The 23,507-nt window shown below is 45.9% G+C and carries 23 protein-coding genes and 3 tRNA genes; 7 read left to right on the top strand and 19 right to left on the bottom strand.

Features of this window, described 5'->3' with window-relative positions; genetic code table 11:
* A partial coding sequence (locus tag BLQ79_RS08355; protein WP_234944909.1) for a hypothetical protein occupies positions 1-313 on the top strand: 313 nt, incomplete at its 5' end.
* A gap of 239 nt (positions 314-552) precedes the next feature.
* Here BLQ79_RS08355 and BLQ79_RS03640 read toward each other — a convergent pair.
* From BLQ79_RS03640 to rpsF, 4 genes are all read right to left on the bottom strand, one after another.
* Entirely contained in the window at positions 553-756 is a 204-nt protein-coding gene (locus tag BLQ79_RS03640) for an arsenic resistance protein (RefSeq protein ID WP_456151360.1), read from the bottom strand.
* Positions 757-1,206: 450 nt separating this feature from the next.
* Positions 1,207-1,440, bottom strand: coding sequence for a 30S ribosomal protein S18 (gene rpsR, locus BLQ79_RS03630; RefSeq protein ID WP_091363961.1), 234 nt, complete (start codon positions 1,438-1,440; stop codon positions 1,207-1,209).
* A 25-nt stretch (positions 1,441-1,465) separates the two neighbouring features.
* Positions 1,466-1,903, bottom strand: coding sequence for a single-stranded DNA-binding protein (locus tag BLQ79_RS03625; RefSeq protein ID WP_091363959.1), 438 nt, complete (start codon positions 1,901-1,903; stop codon positions 1,466-1,468).
* Positions 1,904-1,918: 15 nt separating this feature from the next.
* A complete protein-coding gene (gene rpsF / locus BLQ79_RS03620; protein WP_091363957.1) occupies positions 1,919-2,203 on the bottom strand; it encodes a 30S ribosomal protein S6 in 285 nt (94 codons plus the stop codon).
* 303 nt (positions 2,204-2,506) lie between these two features.
* On the opposite strand from rpsF, the gene BLQ79_RS03615 reads away from it, so the two are divergent.
* Together BLQ79_RS03615 and BLQ79_RS03610 are read left to right on the top strand one after the other, a co-directional pair.
* Positions 2,507-2,863: a hypothetical protein gene (locus tag BLQ79_RS03615; protein WP_091363956.1), complete on the top strand. Its 357-nt coding sequence runs from the start codon at positions 2,507-2,509 to the stop codon at positions 2,861-2,863.
* Positions 2,864-3,159: 296 nt separating this feature from the next.
* Positions 3,160-4,665, top strand: coding sequence for an IMP dehydrogenase (locus BLQ79_RS03610; RefSeq protein WP_091363953.1), 1,506 nt, complete (start codon positions 3,160-3,162; stop codon positions 4,663-4,665).
* 156 nt (positions 4,666-4,821) lie between these two features.
* On the opposite strand, the gene BLQ79_RS03605 is transcribed toward BLQ79_RS03610, so the two are convergent.
* Together BLQ79_RS03605 and BLQ79_RS03600 are read right to left on the bottom strand one after the other, a co-directional pair.
* Positions 4,822-4,897, bottom strand: a tRNA-Thr gene (locus BLQ79_RS03605).
* A gap of 121 nt (positions 4,898-5,018) precedes the next feature.
* On the bottom strand, positions 5,019-5,795 hold the full coding sequence (locus BLQ79_RS03600) for an SDR family NAD(P)-dependent oxidoreductase (RefSeq protein ID WP_091363951.1): 777 nt from the start codon (positions 5,793-5,795) through the stop codon (positions 5,019-5,021).
* A gap of 101 nt (positions 5,796-5,896) precedes the next feature.
* Between BLQ79_RS03600 and BLQ79_RS03595 the strand changes: the two genes are divergently transcribed.
* Positions 5,897-6,517 (top strand): tetratricopeptide repeat protein, encoded by a 621-nt coding sequence (locus BLQ79_RS03595; protein ID WP_091363949.1) that lies wholly within the window; start codon positions 5,897-5,899, stop codon positions 6,515-6,517.
* Between the two features lie 344 nt (positions 6,518-6,861).
* Here the strand turns inward: BLQ79_RS03595 and BLQ79_RS03590 are convergent, their stop codons facing one another.
* The 9 genes from BLQ79_RS03590 to scfA form a co-directional block, all read right to left on the bottom strand.
* Positions 6,862-8,775, bottom strand: coding sequence for an ABC transporter ATP-binding protein (locus BLQ79_RS03590; RefSeq protein WP_091363947.1), 1,914 nt, complete (start codon positions 8,773-8,775; stop codon positions 6,862-6,864).
* A gap of 18 nt (positions 8,776-8,793) precedes the next feature.
* Positions 8,794-10,080 carry a type II secretion system protein GspD gene (locus tag BLQ79_RS03585; RefSeq protein WP_091363946.1) on the bottom strand — a complete coding sequence of 429 codons (1,287 nt, stop codon included), beginning with the start codon at positions 10,078-10,080 and terminating at the stop codon, positions 8,794-8,796.
* Entirely contained in the window at positions 9,996-10,520 is a 525-nt protein-coding gene (locus BLQ79_RS03580) for a hypothetical protein (RefSeq protein WP_091363944.1), read from the bottom strand. The genes BLQ79_RS03585 and BLQ79_RS03580 overlap by 85 nt, the downstream gene beginning before the upstream one ends.
* A gap of 30 nt (positions 10,521-10,550) precedes the next feature.
* Positions 10,551-11,942: a hypothetical protein gene (locus BLQ79_RS03575; RefSeq protein WP_091363942.1), complete on the bottom strand. Its 1,392-nt coding sequence runs from the start codon at positions 11,940-11,942 to the stop codon at positions 10,551-10,553.
* A gap of 43 nt (positions 11,943-11,985) precedes the next feature.
* The gene (locus BLQ79_RS03570; protein ID WP_091363940.1) at positions 11,986-13,632 is read right to left on the bottom strand and encodes an LPS-assembly protein LptD; all 1,647 of its coding nucleotides are present in this window, start codon (positions 13,630-13,632) and stop codon (positions 11,986-11,988) included.
* Positions 13,625-14,770 (bottom strand): hypothetical protein, encoded by a 1,146-nt coding sequence (locus BLQ79_RS03565; protein ID WP_091363938.1) that lies wholly within the window; start codon positions 14,768-14,770, stop codon positions 13,625-13,627. The genes BLQ79_RS03570 and BLQ79_RS03565 overlap by 8 nt, the downstream gene beginning before the upstream one ends.
* Before the next feature lie 13 nt (positions 14,771-14,783).
* Positions 14,784-15,242, bottom strand: a complete 459-nt coding sequence (locus BLQ79_RS03560) for a hypothetical protein (RefSeq protein ID WP_200779819.1) — start codon at positions 15,240-15,242, stop codon at positions 14,784-14,786.
* Positions 15,243-15,819: 577 nt separating this feature from the next.
* A complete protein-coding gene (gene scfB, locus BLQ79_RS03550; RefSeq protein ID WP_091363934.1) occupies positions 15,820-17,238 on the bottom strand; it encodes a thioether cross-link-forming SCIFF peptide maturase in 1,419 nt (472 codons plus the stop codon).
* A 149-nt stretch (positions 17,239-17,387) separates the two neighbouring features.
* A complete protein-coding gene (scfA, locus tag BLQ79_RS03545; RefSeq protein WP_091363932.1) occupies positions 17,388-17,546 on the bottom strand; it encodes a six-cysteine ranthipeptide SCIFF in 159 nt (52 codons plus the stop codon).
* Positions 17,547-17,869: 323 nt separating this feature from the next.
* Here scfA and BLQ79_RS03540 point away from each other — a divergent pair.
* Positions 17,870-17,946: transfer RNA gene (locus BLQ79_RS03540), tRNA-Pro, on the top strand.
* 3 nt (positions 17,947-17,949) lie between these two features.
* Positions 17,950-18,023 (top strand) — tRNA-Gly (locus tag BLQ79_RS03535).
* Positions 18,024-18,136: 113 nt separating this feature from the next.
* Here the strand turns inward: BLQ79_RS03535 and sdaAA are convergent.
* From sdaAA to BLQ79_RS03515, 4 genes are all read right to left on the bottom strand, one after another.
* The gene (sdaAA, locus tag BLQ79_RS03530) at positions 18,137-19,018 is read right to left on the bottom strand and encodes an L-serine ammonia-lyase, iron-sulfur-dependent, subunit alpha (protein WP_091363930.1); all 882 of its coding nucleotides are present in this window, start codon (positions 19,016-19,018) and stop codon (positions 18,137-18,139) included.
* Between the two features lie 6 nt (positions 19,019-19,024).
* Positions 19,025-19,687 (bottom strand): L-serine ammonia-lyase, iron-sulfur-dependent subunit beta, encoded by a 663-nt coding sequence (sdaAB, locus tag BLQ79_RS03525; protein ID WP_091363928.1) that lies wholly within the window; start codon positions 19,685-19,687, stop codon positions 19,025-19,027.
* Between the two features lie 15 nt (positions 19,688-19,702).
* Entirely contained in the window at positions 19,703-21,121 is a 1,419-nt protein-coding gene (locus tag BLQ79_RS03520) for a DUF5106 domain-containing protein (RefSeq protein WP_234944908.1), read from the bottom strand.
* Positions 21,122-21,428: 307 nt separating this feature from the next.
* Positions 21,429-22,325, bottom strand: coding sequence for an autotransporter outer membrane beta-barrel domain-containing protein (locus tag BLQ79_RS03515; protein ID WP_091363925.1), 897 nt, complete (start codon positions 22,323-22,325; stop codon positions 21,429-21,431).
* 50 nt (positions 22,326-22,375) lie between these two features.
* Between BLQ79_RS03515 and BLQ79_RS03510 the strand changes: the two genes are divergently transcribed.
* A complete protein-coding gene (locus BLQ79_RS03510) occupies positions 22,376-23,434 on the top strand; it encodes a zeta toxin family protein (RefSeq protein WP_234944907.1) in 1,059 nt (352 codons plus the stop codon).
* Positions 23,435-23,507: the final 73 nt, after the last annotated feature.

The following is a 23,507-nucleotide window of genomic DNA, read 5'->3' as shown; positions in this document are numbered from 1 at the left end:
CTTTCCTTTATTCAAACAAAGTGGAATCAACTATCCACCGACTTCGTCGGTCCCCCTTTCTTTCAAGAAAGGAGCATCGTTTTTCATGCTTTCCTTTAATCAGCTTTCGCATGCTTGCCCTTTGCAAGAAGAGAACATTTGGTATCCAGATCCGTATTTAAAGCTTGATAAGGGTAAGAATGCAGATTGCCTGGTTACAATAATCCCAGAACAACAGCATGCTTTCCTACATTCCAACATTGAGGATTCTACTTTCCACCACCAGCCAGCAAAGACCGGGCTGTCAATAGTATGGAAATCAAAGATTTCATAATTCTATGGATTTACAGCCAATGACGACAAGAACTTGTCGTCATTCCCCCTTTCTCTCCAGAACGGGAAACATGCTGCATACTTCCGTTAATTGGTTTTCGCATGCTCATCTTTTGCAAAAAGAGGACATTCCACTTCATTCCTGCAATCTGCAAGGATTGCACCGTCCTGAGCCGCAGGTCTTCCCTCCCGAATATCAGAAGAAATTGATCCGATGGTTAAAGGACTTCCCTATTCCGTTCAATCAAAACACGCTTTTGTCTTATTCGCAAACTTAACCAGTGTAAGCATAACCGGAACCTCTGTAAGTACCCCTACCGTGGTTGCCAGTGCAGCCGGACTTTGTGTCCCAAAAAGTGCAACCGCTACAGCTACAGCCAGTTCAAAGAAATTGGATGCTCCAATCATACCTGCGGGAGCCGCAATATCAAAAGGTAACCTCACTGCTTTAGATGCGCCATATGCAATGGAGAAAATAAAAAATGTCTGTATTATGAGTGGCACTGCGATAAGAAGAAACTGACTTTTTACATAAAGATACGTCCTAATGTATCCCTGCGCTGTAACGGGCGTCTCCCGTACGGCCTACCTATCGACCTGTCTGCTCCAAGACCATCTTCCATAAACCATCCGGTACTCTTTTCCACCTTCAAGAGCTCTCTGTAACTTTCCGGTCTATGTACTCTTCTCTTCCCAGCTTTTATAAGAATATGTGCTCTATCCTTATGTGGCATAAGGATATCATCCAACGTTGGAATGGTCAACATAGGTAATTGTTATCACCAGGAAATAGATTTTTATATGATCATTCATTTTTATACAATGCCTGTCATCGTATCAATGCATACAAAAAGCTCCAGAGATAATCTATCCCTGGAGCTTTTATTATCTTTATTAGTCTGCGCTGAATGGAAGCAGTGCGATAGCTCTTGCTCTCTTGATTGCGAGAACAATCTTACGCTGATGCTTTGCGCATGTTCCGGTTACACGACGTGGCAGAATCTTGCCTCTTTCGGAAACGAAACGACGCAGAGCTGCTACGTCCTTATAATCAACGGTGTCGATGTGATCAACACAGCACTGGCAGACCTTTCTTCTTGGTCTTCTTACTCTATCTCTTCTTACCATGATTCATATCCTCCAATATCATGTATCAGAATGGAATCTGTTCATCCGGGCTGGATGGTCCAAACTGATCGAAATTACCTCTTGTCTGACTGGGTTCGCTATCTGCAAATCCTGCAGATGCGACTGGATGTCCACCGCTTGTATTTCTCAGCGGAATAGCAATAAGGTTTGCTACCACTTCGGTTACATAACGTCTGGAGCCATCCTGTGCTTCATAGCTTCTGGTCGAATAACGACCTTCTACAAATACGCGTGTCCCCTTTTTTAACTGATTTCCTACGGATTCAGCCAAACCGCCCCATGCCACAACATTGATAAAATCAGTTAATTCTCTGGTTTCACCCTGCGGAGTGGTGTAAGAACGATTTACCGCAATACTGAAGGAAGCAACTGCGCGTCCTGTCTTTGTTGCACGAATCTGTGGATCTCTTGTCAGGTTTCCCAACACTTGTACTGAGTTCATAGCCGCACCTACTTTTTAGTCTTCCAGCTTGACAATAATGTGACGAATAATTTCTTCATGAATCTTGATGACACGATCAAGTTCAGAAATCTGAGCTGGATCTGCCTGGAAGTCAACTACTACGTAGTAGCCTTCGCGCTGCTTCTTAACTTCATAAGCCAGAGCGCGCTTACCCCATTCATCAACCTTGTCTACAGTGCCACCAATCTTCTTAATGACATCCTGTACCAGCTGAACTGCTGCCTTAATCTTTTCTTCATCAGCAACGTTCACAACAAACATGAGTTCGTACTTATTCACTCTTAGTTCCTCCTTTCCGGACCTATGTCCCCTGCTCAACAGGGGCCAGGAAGTTGCCTGTCTGATAACAAGCTTTATTATTATACCTGACTCTATTCCTTTTTTCAACCCTTTTTCTATAAAATCAGAAGCATCCCCTATTCCTTTTGATTATTTCTGTTATGCACTGATTAGCATAGTGAAACCCATACTATTGGGTTTGAATTATTACTTAAATATAATATAATATATGTATTAACTATATTTTGTTCCTTAACTTTTGCCTTTAATTTATTTTCATTGTACATAAAGGAGGCTTCTAAAATGCCTGTTATTGAAAAGCTGTTAAAAAAAGAAAACAAACTGTTAGCTGAACTTAAAGAATTGAATGGTGAAAAGGCAAGAAAAGGGAAAATAAAAAAACTCACAAAGAAGCTGGAGGAAATTCGCAGAAAGCTGGATCAGGTTACCCGTAAAGAAGACGATAAACTGGCTCAGATCCGGGCTGAACAGGCTGTACTTCTTGCTAATGATGTTCTGAATTCCCTGGGTGCTCTTGGTTATGAATTTTTCGACAGCACCAGCGAAGAAGATATTATTGCGTCCCGGAGCCGTATTTCCGAATTCTTTAAGGATGATGAAACCCGGACCATTTTACAGAAGTTATTATATAAAGCCTGATCTGACCACATATCAGAATGCGCTTTACCCTGAAAAAGACTATGCCAAAGGAAAATCTTTTGTCATAGTCTTTTTTGTATCTTCCTATACCCCCTGAATGTAAATAATATAACGCAATCTCCTCACCCATTTTTACCGGTTTCTCCCTCTGTTTTTCCCCTTCTTCCTGCTCCCCAGAATTGTTATCTTTGTATGTATGTACAAGCACCATATCTTGTGATAGAATAGTTAAAATATTTTAGACCCGGAGAGGGGTCCGTTGCCCTGCGGGGCTAGTTGTTTTACAGGAGGAAATAATGGCAACCTATATTAATGAACCAGCACATACTTTTAATGAATACCTTTTAATCCCGGGATATACTTCTTGTGAAAACATTCCGGCCAATGTATCCCTTAAAACTCCGTTGGTTAAATTTAAGAAAGGTGAAAAACCAGCTATTACACTGAACATTCCAATGGTATCCGCTATCATGCAGGCTGTATCTGGTGAAAAACTGGCTGTAGAACTGGCAAAAAATGGCGGCGTTTCTTTCATCTACGGTTCTCAGACCGCTGATGATGAAGCAGCTATGGTCGCAAGAGTCAAAGCGGTAAAGGCCGGCTTTGTACCAAGCGATTCCAATCTTTCCCCGGAAAATACACTGGCTGATGTTCTGGCACTTAAGGAAAAGACCGGACACTCCACTGTAGCTATCACAGAAGATGGCACCGCCGGCGGCAAGCTGGTAGGTATTGTTTCCAGCAGAGATTATCGTCCAAGCCGCATGAATCTGTCTGACAAGGTTGCCGATTTCATGACTCCTCTCTCCCAGCTGGTTACTGCCAGATATGGTGTAACCCTGTCTGAAGCTAACGACATCATCTGGGATAACAAGCTCAATTCTCTCCCGGTTCTGTTCGATGACGGAAAGCTCTATGGTTTCGTATTCCGCAAGGATTATGATTCCCACAAGGAAAACCCGAATGAACTGCTGGATGAAAATAAGCGCTTCATTGTAGGCGCTGGTATCAATTCCAGAGACTATGCTGAACGTGTTCCAAAGCTGGTTGACGCTGGCGCTGACGTTCTCTGCATTGACTCTTCCGAAGGTTATTCTGAATGGCAGAAGATTACCATCGACTGGATTCGTCAGCACTATGGTGACAAGGTTAAGGTTGGCGCAGGCAACGTAGTTGACCGCAACGGCTTCCTGTTCCTCGCTAAGGCTGGAGCTGACTTTGTTAAGGTAGGTATCGGCGGCGGTTCTATCTGCATCACCCGTGAAACCAAGGGTATCGGCCGTGGACAGGCTACCGCGCTGATTGAAGTTTGCCAGGCAAGAGATGAATACTACAAGGAAACCGGTATCTATGTTCCGGTATGCTCTGATGGCGGTATCGTATACGATCACCACATCACCCTGGCTCTGGCTATGGGCGCTGACTTCGTAATGCTGGGCCGTTACTTCGCACGTTTCGATGAATCCCCAACCGAAAAGAGAACTGTCAACGGCAGCGTAGTTAAGGAATACTGGGGCGAAGGTTCCAACCGTGCAAGAAACTGGGGCCGTTACGATCTGGATGGTTCCAAGAAACTGGCATTTGAAGAAGGCGTTGATTCCTACGTTCCATACGCTGGTCCGCTGAAGGAAAACGTAGCTAAGACCTGTGCAAAGATTAAGGCTACTATGTGCAACTGTGGCGCACTCACTATTCCGGAACTGCAGGAAAAGGCTGTACTCACCCTTGTTTCCGCAACTTCTATTGTAGAAGGCGGCGCACACGACGTTATCAGAAAGGAAAAGGATGGCTCTGACCGCTAATCCCTGTTTCCTCTGTTCATAAGAAAAGAGAAGAAGGACAATTGTTCTTCTTCTCTTTTTGATTGCCTGAGAAGCCTGGCTGGTTCCTGTTTCTGTTCATTTCCAGGCAATATAAAACTCTGTGCCTTTATGCAAAGACACAGAGCTATTAATCTGTGGAGCCGGCAACAAGACTTGAACTTGCGACCTACGCATTACGAATGCGCCGCTCTACCAACTGAGCTATACCGGCACTGACAAATGATATTTTACTGAATCACCGACTATTTGTCAATATTAAGCGTGATATCCCCAATGTGCCATGTCACGGCCGTCAATTCACAGTTTCCTGCATCGGCAGTAACGCCGGGAAATTATTTATGAGGTACTCTTGGTGTCTTGGATACCATGAACCCTGTGGCCTGCTGGTCAGCCATAATGACAATATCGGAAATCTGCACACGCAGAGGCCGGTCCAGTACAAAGGCAATGACATCGGCGATGTCTTCCGGATGCAATGTATCCACCCCTTCATATACTGCGTCCGCCCGCTTCTTGTCGCCATGAAAACGCACTTCACTGAATGGGGTGTGTACAATCCCCGGCTGAATGGTAGTCACCTTGATATCCGTATCAATGGTATCGATACGGATTCCATCGCTAAATGTCTTTACGGCCGCTTTGGTGGCGCAGTAAACGGCAGCCCCTTTATAGGCGTACAATCCGGCAGTCGAGCCCAGATTGATAATATGGCCGGTATTACGTTTTACCATGCCCGGAAGGAACGCGTGAGTCACCAGGAACAGTCCTTTGATGTTGGTATCCACCATCTGAATAATATCTGCTTCATCAGTTTCCTCATAAGATTCCAGTCCTCTGGCAAGACCGGCGTTATTAACCAGTACATCAGGAACTCCCATATCCTGTACAGCCTGCGCCGCCACCTGTTTAATGGCTTCGGCATCACGCACATCCAAAACATAGGTATACACTTCACTGTTGAACTTCATTTCCAGTTCCTGCTTCACTGCTTCCAGTTTTTCGCTGTTTCTTGCTGCAATGCCCAGGCGGTATCCCCGGGACGCCAGTACTTTGGCTGTAGCATACCCAATGCCACTGGTGGCTCCGGTAATAAATGCTGATTGACTCATGGTATCCCTCCTCAAAATTTATTCATGTTGCCTTCATTGTACCCTATTTTATGCCAACGTGGTACTATAAAGGAAATATTTACTGGAAAGAAGGTTCCTTTATGAAAAAATCCGTACTCTGGCCGTTACTGATGGTATCGGCCCTCATGGCCGGCTGTTCGTTTTCTGATACCCCGGTCTCATCTTCCTCCCCTGCCCCGGTTGTGCAGCCAACGGCACCAGCCATTTCTGACGCCTCCGTGAAATGGGCAGATAAGGCCTCTGAAGCTTATGGGAATGGAAATAATGTGAAAGCCATTGAGCTGGCCGATAAAGCCCTCAAAGCAGATAAAAACAACTATATAGCCATGGCGTTAAAGGGTGTGGCCACTGCCATGCATGGCCATCCGAAATCCGGTGAGCAGATGATTCGAAAATCCCTGACTATGAACCCGCAGTATATTCCCGCATATTATAATCTGGCTATTGCGCTGAAACTGCAGAAGAAGTATACGGAATCCACTCAGTCCTTTCAGAAGGTCCTTTCCGCTGACGCCAGGAATACCTGGTCTTACTATGGAATTGCCACTAATTACTCTGAACTGAGAAATAAGGATGAAGCTCTCAATTACCTGAAAAAGGCAGTATCCCTGGGAGGGCAGGAGGTTAAACAGACCGCTGCCACGCAGGATCACTTTTTCTGGCTGCATGGCGATCCAGATTTTGAAGCGGTGATACGATAAAAACCAGGTAAATAGATGAGCTGGCGCTCATAAGCTGTAAGCCTCCGGTCAGGGCCTTACCCTCAAATATCAGACTATGCAGAAATTGAAAATTTCTGCAAGGGGCGGATACTGCGTATTGCTTCTTTGTATAAAACATCAGGATAACGTGCCTTCCTGTATACGTTCATTCGTATTCTTTTTATCCTGATAAAACACAAACCCCGGAAAGAATCTGATCTTCTAAGATTCTTTCCGGGGTTTAATCTGCAGAAATCGAAAACATCATTCTTATATCAGGAGCGTTAGTTCATCCGTTTTTCTGACATCTGTTAGTCTGATCTGTCAGACGTCAGGCGGCTCCTTTATTCTGCCATTTCCGCCATTTCTTCCCATTTGTTGTACAGTTTTTCCAGTTTCTGTTTTGCCTGGTTATATTCCGCCATAATGGATTCATAATTTTCCGGTGTCTGGTTCATTTCCACCGTCAGCATTTTCAGCATGGCTTCCTGACGCTGAATCTCCATCTCAATGTTATCCATCTTTCGGGAATCCACTGGTTTTCTGGGCGCAGGAGCCGCTTTGGACTCAGCTTTTCTTTCGGATTTTTTCTCTTTCGCCGGTTCCTTTTCCGGCAACGATTTACCGGAAGAGGACGCTGATTCCGCTTCCATACGATCCCGCTCATATTCTTCCAGATTTTTCTTCTTTTCCCGATAGTAGGAGTAATTCCCCAGATATTCAGTCAGCTTACCGTTTTCCATCTCCAGAATCCGGGTGGTCACCCGGTCAAGGAAGTAACGGTCATGAGAAACGATAAGCGATGTGCCTCCAAAAGCAGCCAGGGCCTGTTCCATGATTTCCCTTGTAGGAATATCCAGATGGTTTGTCGGTTCATCCAGTATCAGGAAATTCGGCTTCTCCAGGAAAAGCATGAGCAGTGTCAACCGGGCCCTTTCTCCCCCGGAGAGGAGGGATACCGGTTTAAATACATCATCTCCCCGGAAGAGGAACATGCCCAGCAGGTTACGTGCTTCTCTTTCCCCCATATCGAAATCATTTTCAATCTGTTCCAGTACGGTGTACTCGCTGTTCAGCCGGTCAAGTTCCTGGGAATAATATCCTGGTTTTACCCGGTTTCCAATCTGAATAAATCCGCCGTCTGCCCGCTTATCGCCCACGATGAGCTTGAGCAGTGTGGACTTACCGGCGCCGTTAGGTCCAATCAGACCTACTGATTCGCCCTTCTTTATGTGCATTGTCAGGTCCTTAAAGATGACATGATCACCATAGGACGAGGTAACGTGCATAACATCAAGCACTTTTTCTGCACATTCAGCCGGCTTTTCAAACTGGAAATGCAGAGACTGCCGGTGTATCGGTTTTTCGATCCGTTCCAGACGGTCAAGTTGAGATTGTCTGCCTCTGGCCTGTTTCGCCTTAATTCCCGCCTTATATTTTCGAATATATTCTTCCGTTTCCCGGATATGTTCCTGCTGCTTTTCATACGCCCGTTCCTGAGCTTCTTCATTAAGGGCCTTAACCTTTGTGAACTGCGTGTAGTTGCCACGATAGGTATGAATCTGATGATTTTCCAGATCAATAATCCCTGTTGTAGTAGCATCCAGAAAATACCGGTCATGGGACACCATAAGAATGCCGCCACGATAAGATCTCAGATATTCTTCCAACCATTCCAGCATCCCCATATCCAGGTGATTGGTTGGTTCATCCAGAAACAGAAAATCCGGATGACGAACAAATGCAGCCGCCAGATTGATTCTCACTTTCTGTCCTCCGGAGAATCCATGAATATCTCTGTCCCAGTCCGCGTCAGAAAAGCCAAGTCCGGTCAGTATCTTTCTCGTCGTGGCTTCATAATCATAGCCCCCCAGATATTCAAACCGTTCTTCGGTCCTTCCATACGCTGCCACCAGTTCCTCATCGTGACTGGTTTCCAGCTTCCGTGCCAGTTCTGCCAGTTTATCCTTGTAGTAAAGCACGTCTTTCCATGCCAGTTCCATTTCTTCACGAAGTGTCTGGCTCTCATAATTGAAGTCCTGTCGGAGGTAACCGATAACGGCTCCAGGGCTGGTGGAAACAGAGCCCTTATCATAATCCTCCTGCCCCATAAGACAGCGAAGAAGTGTGGTCTTACCGGCTCCGTTGGCCCCAACCAAGCCTATGCGTTCTCCGCTTCTCACTTCGAATGATACATTTTCAAATACAGTTTTTATTCCGAAGGATTTGGATAATCCATTGATTTTTAATACTGCCATTATCAGTTCCTGTGTTCCTTATTCTAATATGTCCGCTTTAATCGCAATAACAATTTCTGAATCTGCCCTGTTTTTATTATGGCTTTGAAATAATCTTCCCAGAATCGGGATATCGCCCAGAACAGGAATTCTTCTTACGGATTCATTCTTTTCATGATCAATAAGTCCCCCGATGGTAATAATATCTCCCGATTTGATTCTCACCATGGTCTGCGCTTTTCTCGTCACAATCCGGTAGGCTTTCATTTCCGGTTCCAGATAAGGTGTGGAAACCTCCGCCTCAATCCTTGCCGTAATTTCATCATGTTCACTGATTACCGGAGTATATGACAGACTGATGCCTGCCTCTTTGTACTCAATAGTTGTAGTCGTTACCCCGTTCTCAATATGATCGACAAGGACCGGAATCTCGCTGCCGATTAATATTTTAGCCTTTCTTCCGTTCAATGTCACGACATTAGGCCGCGCAAGGACTTCCGCCTGGCCTTTGGATACGAGAGCGTTCAGCCGTGCCTGAAAGAAAAACGTGTAAGGAGCCCCTGCTACTGACTTTCCGTAGGAAATCCCCGCATATCCTTCCGGCATCTTCACATATCGCCTGCCGGAATGTTTGCCTTCCCCTTCTTCATAGGGAGCGCTGCCGGTAAGGCTCTTGAAGTCCCAGTCAATGCCCAGTTCCTTAGTATGGGATTTATTGACTGCCAGTACCTGGGCTTCTACCTTAGCCTGCCGTTCCGGCTTATCCAGTGCGGATATAAGCATCTCTGCTCCCATAAGCTCTCCCGGAGACGCCCGGACAACTACCAGATTGGCTCCTGCGTTGGCTGAAGCACTTCCTGTTTTTAATACCGTCTTAAGGTTCTCCGCCACTTCTTCTGCGTCCGCATAGGACAGGTAGAAGCATCGTACGGAACCGGCCGACTTTTCGCCGCCATCACCGGCTACAAACAGAGTGTCCCCGGCATCCCTTATCTGCAGACCACCGGTGTCCGCCACATGCCGGATGGCTTCCATAGGGGTGACATTCTCCAGGTCTGCCGTTATGGTCTGTGAAATTTGTCCTGACAGAACAATATTTTTTCCTGTCATAGACGCCAGTGCCTGCAGTACCCCTCCAGCCGGTGCCTGGCTGACATGAAGGCTGATTCTGCCATCCGCATTCCTGCCCTCCTCTGCCGCAGCAGAGGGTCCTCCCAGGGCAAAGCTCAGCCAGAGCCCTGTCAGTAAGCCTGCAATGACAACTGCCGCCTTTCGGCTGCTGTGCTCATTGATACGGAATTCCCCATTATGTCTGTAACCTGCCATTTTCCCCATTTATCCCCTTTTTTCAATGTTCTGGTTGTCCCCTTATAAGTCAGTATGGCCCGCTTATCCTCTCCCATGGATAACACACCGGCCAGCCTGGGAATTTCTTCCTCTGTCGTATGTACAGGTTCCGCCTGTACTTCGGCCGCCCCCGCATTCCCGCCGGCAGGTGTTTCTTCTGGCCCCACATTTTCCATAGTTGTTTCCCCAGGCAATACCTCACTGGCATGAAACGGGTCTGTCGGCGGTCTGGCACGCAAATAGAGAGCTGTATCATATACACGCACAGCCCTTCTTTGCCCGTTACTATCCTTTTCGGTATCTGTATATTCATTCTCTTCCCGGAAATCAGATGCTGCCATGGTCTCCACTTCTTCCTGTTCGGACAGGGAGAGCACAGAAATTCCCCCGAGCACAAGCAGCAAAACCCCAATTCCCACTGCTATCCATTTCCTTTGTATCTGCATGAACTATTTACCGCTCATGTACCCCTTCAAATACGAATGCATTATTTTTTTATAAGTTTCAACCCCTGGCTGATCAAACGCATTAATCCCTGCCAGTCCTCCTTCATAAGCTACAGTGAGCATGAAGAAATAAAACAGGCCCCCCATCGTCCGGGGAGTAACTGCAGGTAATGCGATGTGACAGCTCATCCGCTGTTCCGAAGCCAGTGCTTCTGCATTTGCACGCTGCGCTGTTTTCATTATCCTTCCGATATCCACTGTACCGGTTACATTTCCTTCCTGGCAGTGTACCGGCATGGATGTATCCATGTTCTGCACGGTAATAAACTGAATCAGTTTATTGTTTGGGCCTTCCTGATGTTCCTGAGTCATGGAATGCATATCCGTAGTTCCCAAAGAAGGCACCAGCGTGCGGCCGTAGTGAATCGTTTTCCCCTGGCGGTTCTTTGCCTTTCCCAGAGATTCTGCCATCAGCTGAGCATACCAGCGGCCAAAGCTGTTCAGCCGGTCCCCATAGGGCATAACCACTTCCGCTGTCACGCCGCGCGAAACGGTGGCCAGATAGCGGAAAAGGGCCAGAGCCAGAGCAGGATTTTCTTTCCAATCCTTCCCCTGACAGGCCTGGTCACATTCTTTTGCGCCTTGAATCATTTCCCGATAATCAATCCCGCAAAGGGCACAGAACACAATTCCCACCTGGGACAGTACACTGAAACGTCCGCCAATCCCTTCAGGAACCGAAAAGTGCATCCAGTGTTTTTCCTGCGACTGACTGAGCAAAAGTCCATGCTGTTTATCAGTAATTGTAATAACTTCAACATGGCATATGGCAGACAATCTGGGATACAACGCATAAAAAGCACTCATTGGTTCAATAGTAGAACCGGATTTTGAAATAACCAGCAACACAATATTCAGTTGCTTTTCCGTTGTCTTCGCCTTTACCTCCAGGTAACGAGTAAGTGCGGAAAGACTTTCCGGATCTGCATTCTGCCCGGCAAAGAATACCTGGGGTAACTGCCTCTCGCTGGCCAGCCCCATGTTCCAGTACGGTCCGCAGAATGCATCAAACAGCGCCTTGTTCCCCAGATATGAGCCGCCAATACCGATAGATACTACCACATCAATCGATGTAGCAGATGCTTCAAGTTTTGCCAGCTGCTGCCGTTCCTTTTCATCCATAAGCAGATCTTCCGACAGAATATACGGTAAATGCGGAAAAAGGACCAGCTCTCCGGTCGGTCCTTTTCCGTCTCTGCGGATGGTTTCAACGTCATTTACTGCCTGTCTTATTGACGGCATGGCTTTCTGTATATCCTGATCCTGCAAATTCCAGTTCTCCCCATACATATAGCCACAGTCTGCTGACAGTAAATCTGAAATCCTCCAATTCATAAACTAAAAAATCTCCCTTGTATGCAATCCCCTGGTCATTCGGTTAAAATCTGAAATCTTTGGGTTGAATATAAATCTTTGTTTCTCTATCCTTTTCACGGTATTCAATCCACCCATAGAAAGAATGCATGTCACGATAATAAGTATAATCGAGATGTTCCAGTTTATGGTTGGATGTGCCATAGGTATAACCTACACTGACCGCGTCCAGCGGAGTCAGTTGTACCTTGACACCAAAAGACAGCGGTCTCTGAATGTCGTAGGTATCAAAGCTGTATGGTGTCTGTCCATTCAGATTATTATTGGTGTAATTAATCCAGGCTGCAACCGGACCATATCCGCCATTGATTCCCATGGAATAATAGGCATTATTCCGAATTGTGTCATTATAGTCATAGTAATCCTTGCGATATCCGGCACGCCAGCTAAAGGCCATATGCGGTCCCATGGGAATCGGATTATGAGAAATGTAGGCATCCCAGTCCTTATGGGTTCCCTTTACATCGCCTTCTTCCCAACGGCCCACTTCCCCGGTAAACCCAACAAAGAATTCAGTTCCCGGAATATAGAAGTGATTAGAATCAAAAGACAGGGATGGTTTCTTTTCTACCCATACATGATCATCATTAAGACTACTTTCTTCCTTTGCATAATGCAAACGGAATGTTCCTGGCCGCGTATTCCATTTAAATCCGATATCCGGCTTAAACCCAACCTTAGTGTAATAAGCCATCTGTGAATAGAAGGATACACCGGATGACAGTCCTCCCATCGGAATAGTGATACTGTTTTTTAAGCCAATCCCATTATCGCTGTCATATGTCGGACGCGGAATAAGTGTCCACATATTTACGTTCGAATCATCAGGAATCAGTGAGCCGGTATAGCTGGACATGGTAAGAAGTCTTGTGTTCTTAATGAACAGGCTGACATCATGTGCCGTATAGTGATCTCCCGGATAAATATCAATGGAATCCGCTTCAATTCTATAGTCAGGCACTTTAGCTATAGCGTGTTTGGTGGTCAGGAAACCTTTTTGAACCACTATCTTATTTTCTGCACGGTTATAAACTCCCGATTCGCCGGCAAAGTAATAAACACCCTGATCCCAGCCTCTGAGCTTATTAAACCGGCCTATAGCCGCATTTCCGTCGTAGGATGCGCTGTCAGCCTTCATATAGTCCATTGGTGTTGTATACAGGACTTCCCCTGGAATCATGTATTTCTGTGTCTGAGTATTCCCGTATGCATAGGCAGTCTGGTATCTGTCTTTCTGCTGACGGATATCCACGTCACCAAAGGCAGACACCTCTCCTGTCGTATTAGCATACTGCATTCTGTCCGCTGTAATGAACAGTGGATTTTCCGCGGAAATACTGCTGGCCCCGGAATTCTGTTCCTTAAGGCTTGCAGAATATTCCACCGGGGAATATACCAGAGCGCCATCGTTATAGGGAACATAATAATTTTCCCATGACTTTTCTTCCGGATTAATAAACGGGTTATTGTCCTTTAAATCAGTTGCTTCCGGAAAAAGGTAGTTCTTCGACGGTTTCGCTTTCTTTTCTCCGGTAAGGCTGGTTACCTGTGGAGTAAACCCTATCGAATCTGAGGCTTCTGCTGCAGATACCGAAAGTACTCCCGTACAAACGGACGCTGTCAGCAGAGCTGCCTGAACAAATTTATGCATTTCTTACAATTACCACGGACGTTTTATCTTTATTATCCGTCTTTGTGGTATCCTCCATTACTTTCTGACTGGTCTTTTCTGCTGTTTCCTTCACAGTTTCTTTCTTATCCGCTGCCTTTTCAGCTGCCTTATCTACTGTGCGGGAAACCTCTGTATCACTTATATTAGCGCTTCTGGACACGGACGAAGAAACATTCATTTCCACCGGAGCACCCGGCTTCATTTCCATGCCCTTGGTTGTGACCGCTTCGCTGGTCTGAATATACAATTCAGTCCCTGCCGGAATATCTACATCCTTGCCCTTTACAAAGAAACCGCCAACCAGACCAATCGGTCCCAGAGCCAGCGCGCCAATAGCGGACGCGCCTACAGCAGCTGCCTGCATCTTAATCTGTTCCTTGGCTTCCGGTCCAAGTACGGTAGGAATAGTATCTTCATCGATAGAAATTACCTGATCAAAGGAAATTTCCAGGGAACCGCTGCGACCAAAGAACTTTGGGCCGTTTACTTTGGTAATAACCCCAGAACCCTGTGCACCACGCGGAAGAACCAGCACATTGTCCACAGTGACATCTTCCGCTACGGTGAAATGTACCGGATCTCCTACCTGGTTGGTCTTGCTGCTGACTTCATCGTTCAGGGAAATTTTGAATACTGTATTTTCCGGAAGAGTAACTGTGGTCAGTTCATAGTGATTATCCCCATATACAGCCTTTTCCAGTGCGGTGACACGGGACGCCAGTCCGCCAGTCTGTTCCTTGCCGAAAACAGTGCTATCCAGAGTATCTACACGGCTGGAAAGCGGATCCTGTTTAATCTTATCGGTCAGATAATATTCCAACGTATTGACGCGGGTATCCAGTGATGGCTGACTGTCATTATCACTTCGGATCACTTCGTTGTACAATCTGTCAATCCGTGTATCCAGTCCCTGTCCTTCGGCTGCCTTTTCATCTGTGGAACCGTTAATTTCCGTGTCCAGGGAATCTATACGTTCAAGGAAAGAACCATTCTGAATAGAACCATATACCACTTCATCCAGACGATCTGCACGATCGGTCAATGTGGATGGTTCCGCCGCCATGGACGGGAAGGAGAGCACCAATGCTATCCCTGCAGCTAAAACCGCTTTTTTCATTTATTATGCCTCCTTAAATCTTAACATCAATATTGGCTGAAACACCGACACCCTGCACTCTGGAAAAAGATGTCGGATTTACACTATCCATAGGGATAAGACCATTAATACGGAACAGGCTGCTATTCCAGGCTATCTGAATCTGCCCTACGGCCTTAACCTTTTCCACCTGTTTAGACGGGCCGATTACCTGCGCTGCACCAATGTACTGTTTATTGCCAAGACTGACAATCGGAACGACTTTGGTTGCATAGTTTGTTCCAGCACCTTCCTTCATCATGACGGAATTGATGGCGCTGTTGATTTTATCGCCATACTGAGTTACCAGCCAGCTGATTCCTCCAACTTTAGCTACCCCACCTAAAACACTGCCCAGATTAAAGGCAGATACATTGTTAATTATACCTGTACACAGAAGTGCAGCCGCCAGACAACCTGTAGCCGCTCTTTTCATTTTTCTACTGATTTTCATTAGTAATGCCTCCTTTATAATTATTTAGAAGCTATTTCTTTAATTATACGTTAGTTGGCTTATTGGCGCAAACATTATAAAAGAAAGGGCAAGGCATAAATCCGCTTTGCCCCTGGGCTGTGCAATCCCTGCCAGATTACACCGGAGGGGAATACATGGAGGAGCGAAGATGAGCTTCGCTCAGGGACCGCAGGTCTTCAGCCCGAGACTGTGCAAAACATATGGTTTGCAAGGAGGATAAAACGGAAAAATCCGGTTAATGAAATGCAAACAGAAATCCAGAGTAAAAAAGATTCCTGCCCGATTTTTTTGCACAGAAGCCGAAGACTTCTTATATAAGGAGCGTGAGCTCAACCGCTTCTTCTCTGAAAGGGAAGCCATCGGATTCTCAGGCAGAAATCCGACGTTTATCGTCAGACGGTCAGATATGATAGTCTCTGGAACCCCTTCCGATTTCCTGTGGTCTGACGTATAACCGTCTTCCTGTGCCAATATAAAATACCGTGCCTGAAATTCCCTGGTTCGGGTTCTTTCGGGTACGGTATTTTATTTAATGGTTAATCAGCGCTTAATCTGATTAATATCTCATCTTTTCAAGTCCAGGCTGCTTCATAACCTTTGGCTTGTTCATCTTGTTGTATGCCTGAATCATCATAGCGCATTCAATACGCTTTTTCTGAATTTCACAGGTCAGATGATACGGCTTATGCATATCGCCTGCATAGGATTCATTGTTGGCATGGCATCCGCCGGAGCAGAAGAACTTAGCCCAGCAGTCTACACATTCCGGCTTGCTCAGAACATGATTATCTCTGAATTCCTTCATCATCTTCATGTTCTTCAGCCCTTCGTATACATTGCCGATAACGTATCCATCTCTGCCCACAAACTGATGGCATGGATAGATATCGCCATTAGGAACTACAGCCAGATATTCATGACCGGCGCCGCATCCGCGAAGACGCTTTGGGAGGCACGGGCCCTTCCAGAGATTCATGTTGAAATGATAGAAGAAGAACGGTTTTCCTTCCGCTTCTCTCTGAATGAATGTATTAGCCAGGCGTTCATATTCCTTCTTTACTGCCGGAAGGTCTTCTTCCCGGATGGCGTATGGTTCATCTTCATTGCCCACTACCGGTTCCATGGATACGGCAGGGAATCCCTTATCAATCATATCCAGAACATCGTCGGTGAATGTATCCATATTGCGGCGGGTAAATGTGCCGCGTACATAATATTCTTCGCCGTTACGGTGTGCTACGCAGTACTGAAGATTCTTCAGAATCTGATCATAGGTTCCTTCCCCATGAACTCCCGGACGCATAGCATCATGCATTTCCTTGCGGCCGTCCAGAGACAGAATCAGGCTGATGTGGTTATCGGTAAGATATTTTACCTTTTCCTTATCCAGAAGCATACCATTGGTTGTCAGGGAAAGTTTGAACAGCTTATTGTGCTTCTTTTCCTGTTCACGGCAATAAGCGACTGTTTGCTTTACCACATGCCAGTTCATCAGCGGTTCTCCGCCGAAGAAATCCATTTCCAGGTGCTTTCTCGGACCGCTGTGCGCAATCAGGAAGTCTACGGCGCGGCGTGCCACATCAAAGCTCATAAGCATGCGCCACTGGCCATAACCGCCCTGTCCTGCAAAGCAGTATTTACAGCGAAGATTGCAGTCGTGAGCGATATTGAGGCAGAGTGCCTTGATAATCGGACGTTCAGATACAGCCAGCTGATAATTATCTACCATAGGTGCAAACAGAATCTTCTGTTTAATCAGTTCATCAATTTCATCCATGTCTTCATCGAGCTCGCTGGCCTTATAAGTCCCATCCAGACGGTTATGTACTGCTTCTCTGTTTGTGCCATTATAATCCGCCAGCACATCGTAGGTCATATCATCCACCACGTGAAGAATAGCACTATTAACGTCCATAACAATGTTCATGCCATTTTGCTTAAAGCGATGAATCATTGGTTCTACACTGCTTTTCATTATCCTCAATATCCTCCAAACTCATATATATGAAATTCACCGTCATGGTGAATCAAAGTAATCATTTATGCGGCGCTGAAGAAAGCGCCGCATAAATTCCTCCAAACATCCGCAGACAGGTTATCCCCTATCCGCGCGGGTCAGGAAAATTATTCTTCTTCCTGCTGCTGTTCGGTGCAAGCCAGGTTGCCAATTGTGCAGCTGGTCTTGCATGCGGACTGACAGGATGTCTGGCATTCACCACAACCTTCAAACTTCATAGTATCCTGCAGTGAATTATGATTGATAGTAACGATATGTCTAGACATAAAGTAACACCTCCTCCCTGTATCTAGCTTATGATATCATAATTCATTTTTAGCGTATACAGGAAAATACGAAAAAATGAATTTACAGGGGAAGAATATTTACAAAATGAGGTCAGATTCCTCTGTTTCAGGCCATTTCCTCACCAGCCCTTAATTATAAGAAACTCAGATACTTCATGCGGTAATTCGAATTTTATTCGATAAACACTGATAATTTTAACCACTCCCATATGGCATTTTATGAAAATTTACGTGAATCAATGATTTTTTCGTCAAAATCATTTGACATTAAATTTCATGCCTGCTATACTAATTTACGTTGACGGGGCATAGCGCAGTTTGGTAGCGCACTTGGTTCGGGACCAAGGGGTCGCAGGTTCAAATCCTGCTGCTCCGACCACATGCGGGTGTAGCTCAATGGTAGAGCGCCAGCCTTCCAAGCTGGTTACGAGGGTTCGATTCCCTTCACCCGCTCCATTTTTTTGTAAAGACCATCGGTAATCCGGTGGTCTTTTTGTTTGCCCTGTTTCTCCCATAATAAAAAGCTCTAAAGTATGTATTCCACTTCAGAGCTTTTTATTATTATATTATCAATAGTCTTTATTCTCCCGGCTCAGTTTATCCGCGATTCTCTTTCCGGTTTCTGTAGCAGCCAGTCCGGCAAGACTTGTTTCCCTGAGGGATACCGGCATGAGTTTGCCGATTTGATCCATAGCAGCGACTACTTCATCTACCGGAATCTGTGTTTTAATACCCGCCATAGCCATTTCTACAGCCACCAGGGTGTGCACAGCCTCAAATCCATTTCTCTTAACGCAGGGCACTTCCACCAGTCCGGCTACCGGATCACAGGTAAGTCCCAGAATATTCTTCAATGCCAGAGCAATGGCATTTTTCATCTGTTCTGTAGTACCTCCCAGCAGATCAATAGCTGCCGCTGCCGCCATACCAGCCGCTGTGCCGCATTCTGCCTGGCAACCGCCAACCGCTCCGGCTATGGAAGCGTTTTCCGCAACCACATGGCCGATTCCGGCCGCTGTAAACAGCGCACGGGTATAATCATAGCGTTTGGCCCCTACATGTTCACCTACCGCTGCCACTACCGCAGGAACAATACCGCAGGAGCCAGCTGTCGGACAAGCTACGATACACATCATTTTGGCATTCGCTTCTGCTGTTGCCACTGCGTAGGCGGCCGCTCTCTTGGCAAGAGGTCCCAGCAGCAGCGGTTCTTTGTCATACAGCTTTCTCGCGTCGCCGCCGACCAGTCCACTCCTTGATTTACTGTGGTCCCCCAGGCCGCGGCGTATGGACTTCATGAATACCGGAATGGTTTCATCCATCTGCTTCCATACGTCCTGATAAGCCCGTCCGGAAGTTTCGGCTTCCAGGCGGCACGCAATGATTCCAGGTGAGACTTTTTCTGCATCCGCCAGATCCATCAGTTCCTGAATTGAATGATAACTTTTCATCGCTTTTTACACTTTCTTTAATGTCATTACATTTACTATATTCGGGTTACATGCAAGAATCTTCTGCTTGCATGCTTCGGTTATAGGATCGTCAGTATGAATAATCATAACTGCATCCACGCCCTTATTCTTTCTGAACACGCGCATATTGGATATATTGACATATTCATCTGCCAGAACACGACTCACACTGGCCACAATACCAGGTACATCCTTATGATGAGTAAGCAGTGTATTTTCTTCGCCGGTAATCGCCACTGCGTATCCATTGATGGACGTAATCATCACACGTCCGCCCCCCAGAGAACGTCCTACGACTTCCACCTTGCGATCATTTGTCCCATACGCAAGGATTTTGGCTGTATTCGGGTGCCCCGCATCTTCTTCTGAAAAGAAAAAGTGAATTTTAATTCCATTTTTACGTGCTGTTTCAATAGCATTCCGGATTACAATGCTGTCCGGACCATACCCCATAAGACCAGCCACCAGTGCTTTGTCGGTACCATGTCCCCGGCCGGTTTTGGCAAAGGATCCATACAGGGTAATATCTGCTGCTGTAAGTTCATCATTCAGAATCAACCGTGCCAGCTGTCCGATACGGGCTGCACCAGCCGTATGTGAGCTGGACGGACCAATCATAATCGGCCCGATAATATCAAAAATCCCCATTTTTACGCCATCCTTTTACATCCAGTGAGAAAGGTCAAAATCTTCCCCAATGGCTTCTCTAATATAAATCCTGGCAATGTACATACCCATCAGGGTAAGTGATGATTTTCTGAGCATACTGCTGTCCCAGATGTCCTGCATGACTGCCAGGTCCTTGTCTATGCGTTCCAGCGTATGATGCATTTCCTGGCGGTCATAGGTAACCGGACGGGAATGCATGAGCGCGGTCAGTTTGCTCCGTGTAGCATAATCATCGATTTCATATTCATCAAAATAACGGGAAAGCATGGAATCATCCACAACCGCCAGCTTATAGTAGGAATTATATAAGCTTTCCGTAAGCATTCCCGGCCTCCAGTGTGGGTATACGGAAGTAAGTTCGCTCTTCATGCACCCGCGGAAAGAGAATACCAGTGGATAGGAATCCCGGAGAATCTGTCCAAATGGAACTTCCTTGTTTTCCAGGGAAATACAATACAGATATTCCAGCTGCTGGTATCCGCTGTATTCATCCGGGAGCGGCATGGAAATGAACGGAGTAATATATTTCTGTGTATATTCACGAAGTGCCCGGGCATTCACATTACCGGTATTGCGTGAATAATGGAACAGGAGAAGCAGTGCCAGAGAACGGAAATGGGTCATTTCCATACGGGGCATCGCTTTCAGTGAATCATAGGCCAGTATGGTTCTGGTTTCCGAACGACTCCCCATGGCCACATCATTGAATGCATCCTTCACCATGCCCAGGACAATGTCATCAGGCATCATCACATAGGTACGCTGAGCGTTCTGCAGTGCTTCCTGGACCATAATATGATTTAAGGTATCGCAGGCTTCACGAGGTGAAGTAACCGGCAGATTGGAAATCAGGTAATGAGTAACCGTTCTTGCGTCCTGCGCTACCGTTCTGGTAACTGAGCCATACCGATTCAGGAAATGACGCACAAAATATTCTTCCAGTTCCGCAGGATCCGTGATGGAGTCATGGATTTCCGGCTCAGGTTCCATTCGGAATCCAGGCCCACGGAAAGATTCAGTATCTTCCATGGCAGGATGTTCTTCATCCTGCACACTGGTAAATTCTTCTTTTGTAAAGAGTCTGGTCTTTTCATTGTCATCCACGGTGGAATGCGTAGTTCTGATCTTATGTTTCGGGAAAACCTGAGTTTTTTCCAGGCTGATTGTCTTATCCGCATCCTGAGACTGGCTGACAAGTGCTTCCTTTGCGCTTTCCTTTAATTCCGACTCATATTCTTTTTGTACCGAATCCTCATGCTCTGCTTCATTATAATGATTAGTTCTATGCCGTTGCCTTCCATGTGCAGATTCTGTTTCCTTATCTGAATTCTTAAGCAGAATAAGGCAACAGAATGCAAAAAATAACGCAACAACCGCTGCCACCACTACATATGGCAAAAATGTCTGTAACACTCTGTCACTCCCTGTCTTTCCTGTAATTTCTTAATGATGTATACAAGTATACCGGACGACTCCCTGTCTTCCGATGACACACTTCATATAATATCACATTTCTATGACTTCCACATGATAACCTATTCCCTTATCCCAGATGAGTCAATTCTCTTCCGTTCTGGAAACCCACTATAAAAGCTGAAATAAATTTCCCTCTGCAACCTGTCATTGTCTATCCAGATAAGCCTTCAGAAAATGCGACAAGGGATAACGCGATTTGTAACTTTTCAAATCACTGTATCCCTCGTTATATGCTGCATTTTTATCAGAACTGCCAGGAAATGCCTGCGTTAATCTGCCATTTTTCTGTCAGTTTACTGCTGTATGACCTCTCAACATCCATATAGGCCATGGTATTGGTATTAAACCGGTAGGTTCCTCCCAGTCCCACTTCCACCCAGGTTTCTCCATAGTCATAATGGGTATCAAGAGTTTCTCCGTTGGCTGCCCGCAGGTGGATATCCTGGCTGCCTCCGAATTCATGAAGTACGGATGCCTTCAGATAGCAGTCATAAGGATGTTCTCCATTATCCTTTGTCTTGCCAAGAACAATCCCCAGCCGGCCAATCGCACTATTCAGGGAGTCACGTTCCACATGCGTTCCCCGCTCTGTGGAATATGAGGTATCATTCAGATGCCCAAGGACCAGCTGTACCTGTGGTTCAATGAAGAAGCTCCGATCCTTTCCCCGGTACAGGGTCCGCCCATGCTCTATGCTGAGGCTCTGTTCCCCTGTGCGATAATTGGCCTTATCCGGATAAGGGCCATAAGTATTAATCGTTGTATCATCACGACCAATTTTAGCCACAATATCTGTATAGCGGCCATGATCCCCATACCAGGTTCCATATATGCCGCCTGCCAGGGTATGTTCTTTACCGCTTCCGGTTTCATAATCAGGTGAAGCTATGCCGCGTTCCCCAAAGAATCCATAAACACTTCCAGCCGTATCACTGTACTCATAGCCCAGCTGGAAAATGTTGTACCGGCTATCCCAGCCATCCCCTTCCATCTGGCCGCCGCGACTGCGTACCCAGATTCCGCTATCATCATCAGTCTTACCTCTCTGACGCAGATTCCCTCTGCGCTGACGAAGCGTGTCAACAGAACGACGATTATTTATATTACCTTTGATATGAAAAGCCTGTCCTGTTCGAAACAATAGACAAAACCACTTCCCTTTGTTATGATGATATCTAAAAGGAAGTGGTAATGGCTATGCCCTATGGAGAGCATCGAATAAGAGAACTACAGCAATCTGCTGATATTACACCTATTGAAATACAACTGGAAACTAATGCGGAAATATTCCGTGTAGTCTATAACTTAATATGGAATACTCATAGTCGGGATACTATTGATTTTTCAGATTTAGATTATCTGAATTCCATGTGGCTGGATACGATTCAGGAACTGGCACGCATAGAAATGCGTAAAGGGTATTATATCCCTATGGACAAACAGATTGAAATGCTGCATCAGGCTTATATCATCGAAAGAAAATATATGCCTGATCAGGTATTTTCCCTGCATATTCCTGTGCGTGTAACCAGAGAACTTATTGAAAAAGAAGGTTCCTGCAGCAAAGAAGAGTTACAGACTATGTTTCAGGAAAAAGTACTGCCTGCTGCCACATGGAACAAAACAGGCGGCCATAAACGTCCGATGGCGTTTATTATGGCCGGGCAGCCAGGCTCAGGAAAAAGCCGTATGGCCAGCATGTTTGTCAATGAATGGCAGGATGATGTAATTATTGCATCCAGCGATAAGTTCCGTGGTTTTCATCCACGCTACGAAGAATTGCAGGATAAATATGGGCAGTACTGCCCTTTTTACACCAGAGAAGAAGGACACATCCTGTCCGATTTTCTGATTAAAGAGGCTATCAGGCAACGTCATCACCTTCTATATGAGTGTTCCCTTTTGAATATAGATTCTGTATTGCGCCTGATTTCCGATCTTCATGCTTCCAATTACGATATCTGGATTATTCTCCGCGCCTGCCCTAAACGTATCAGCTGGCGTTCTATCCATCAGCGTTTTCTCCAGCAGCGACTCAAAGCTCCGGGACTGTCCCGTATTATTACCAAAACATATCATGATCAGGCCTGTGCGGCGTTCTTATCCTCTACCCGGGAAATTGTCAAACAGAACCTTTATGATCGCATGATTGTGAAGAGTCACAAAGGGCTCTTGTATGACAGCGATGACATGCCAACAGAAAGTGTTATAGATATCCTTACCGAACGAATGACCGATAGACTGGAATAAGCTTCCGTTCGGAACTATCCATTATAAAGGCATCTGAAAAAGCAGACATCTGTGAATTTTCAAATTCACAGAT

The organism is Dialister histaminiformans, from assembly GCF_900103425.1.
GTDB lineage: Bacteria > Bacillota > Negativicutes > Veillonellales > Dialisteraceae > Allisonella > Allisonella histaminiformans.
This window is presented reverse-complemented; position numbering and strand designations above follow the sequence as displayed.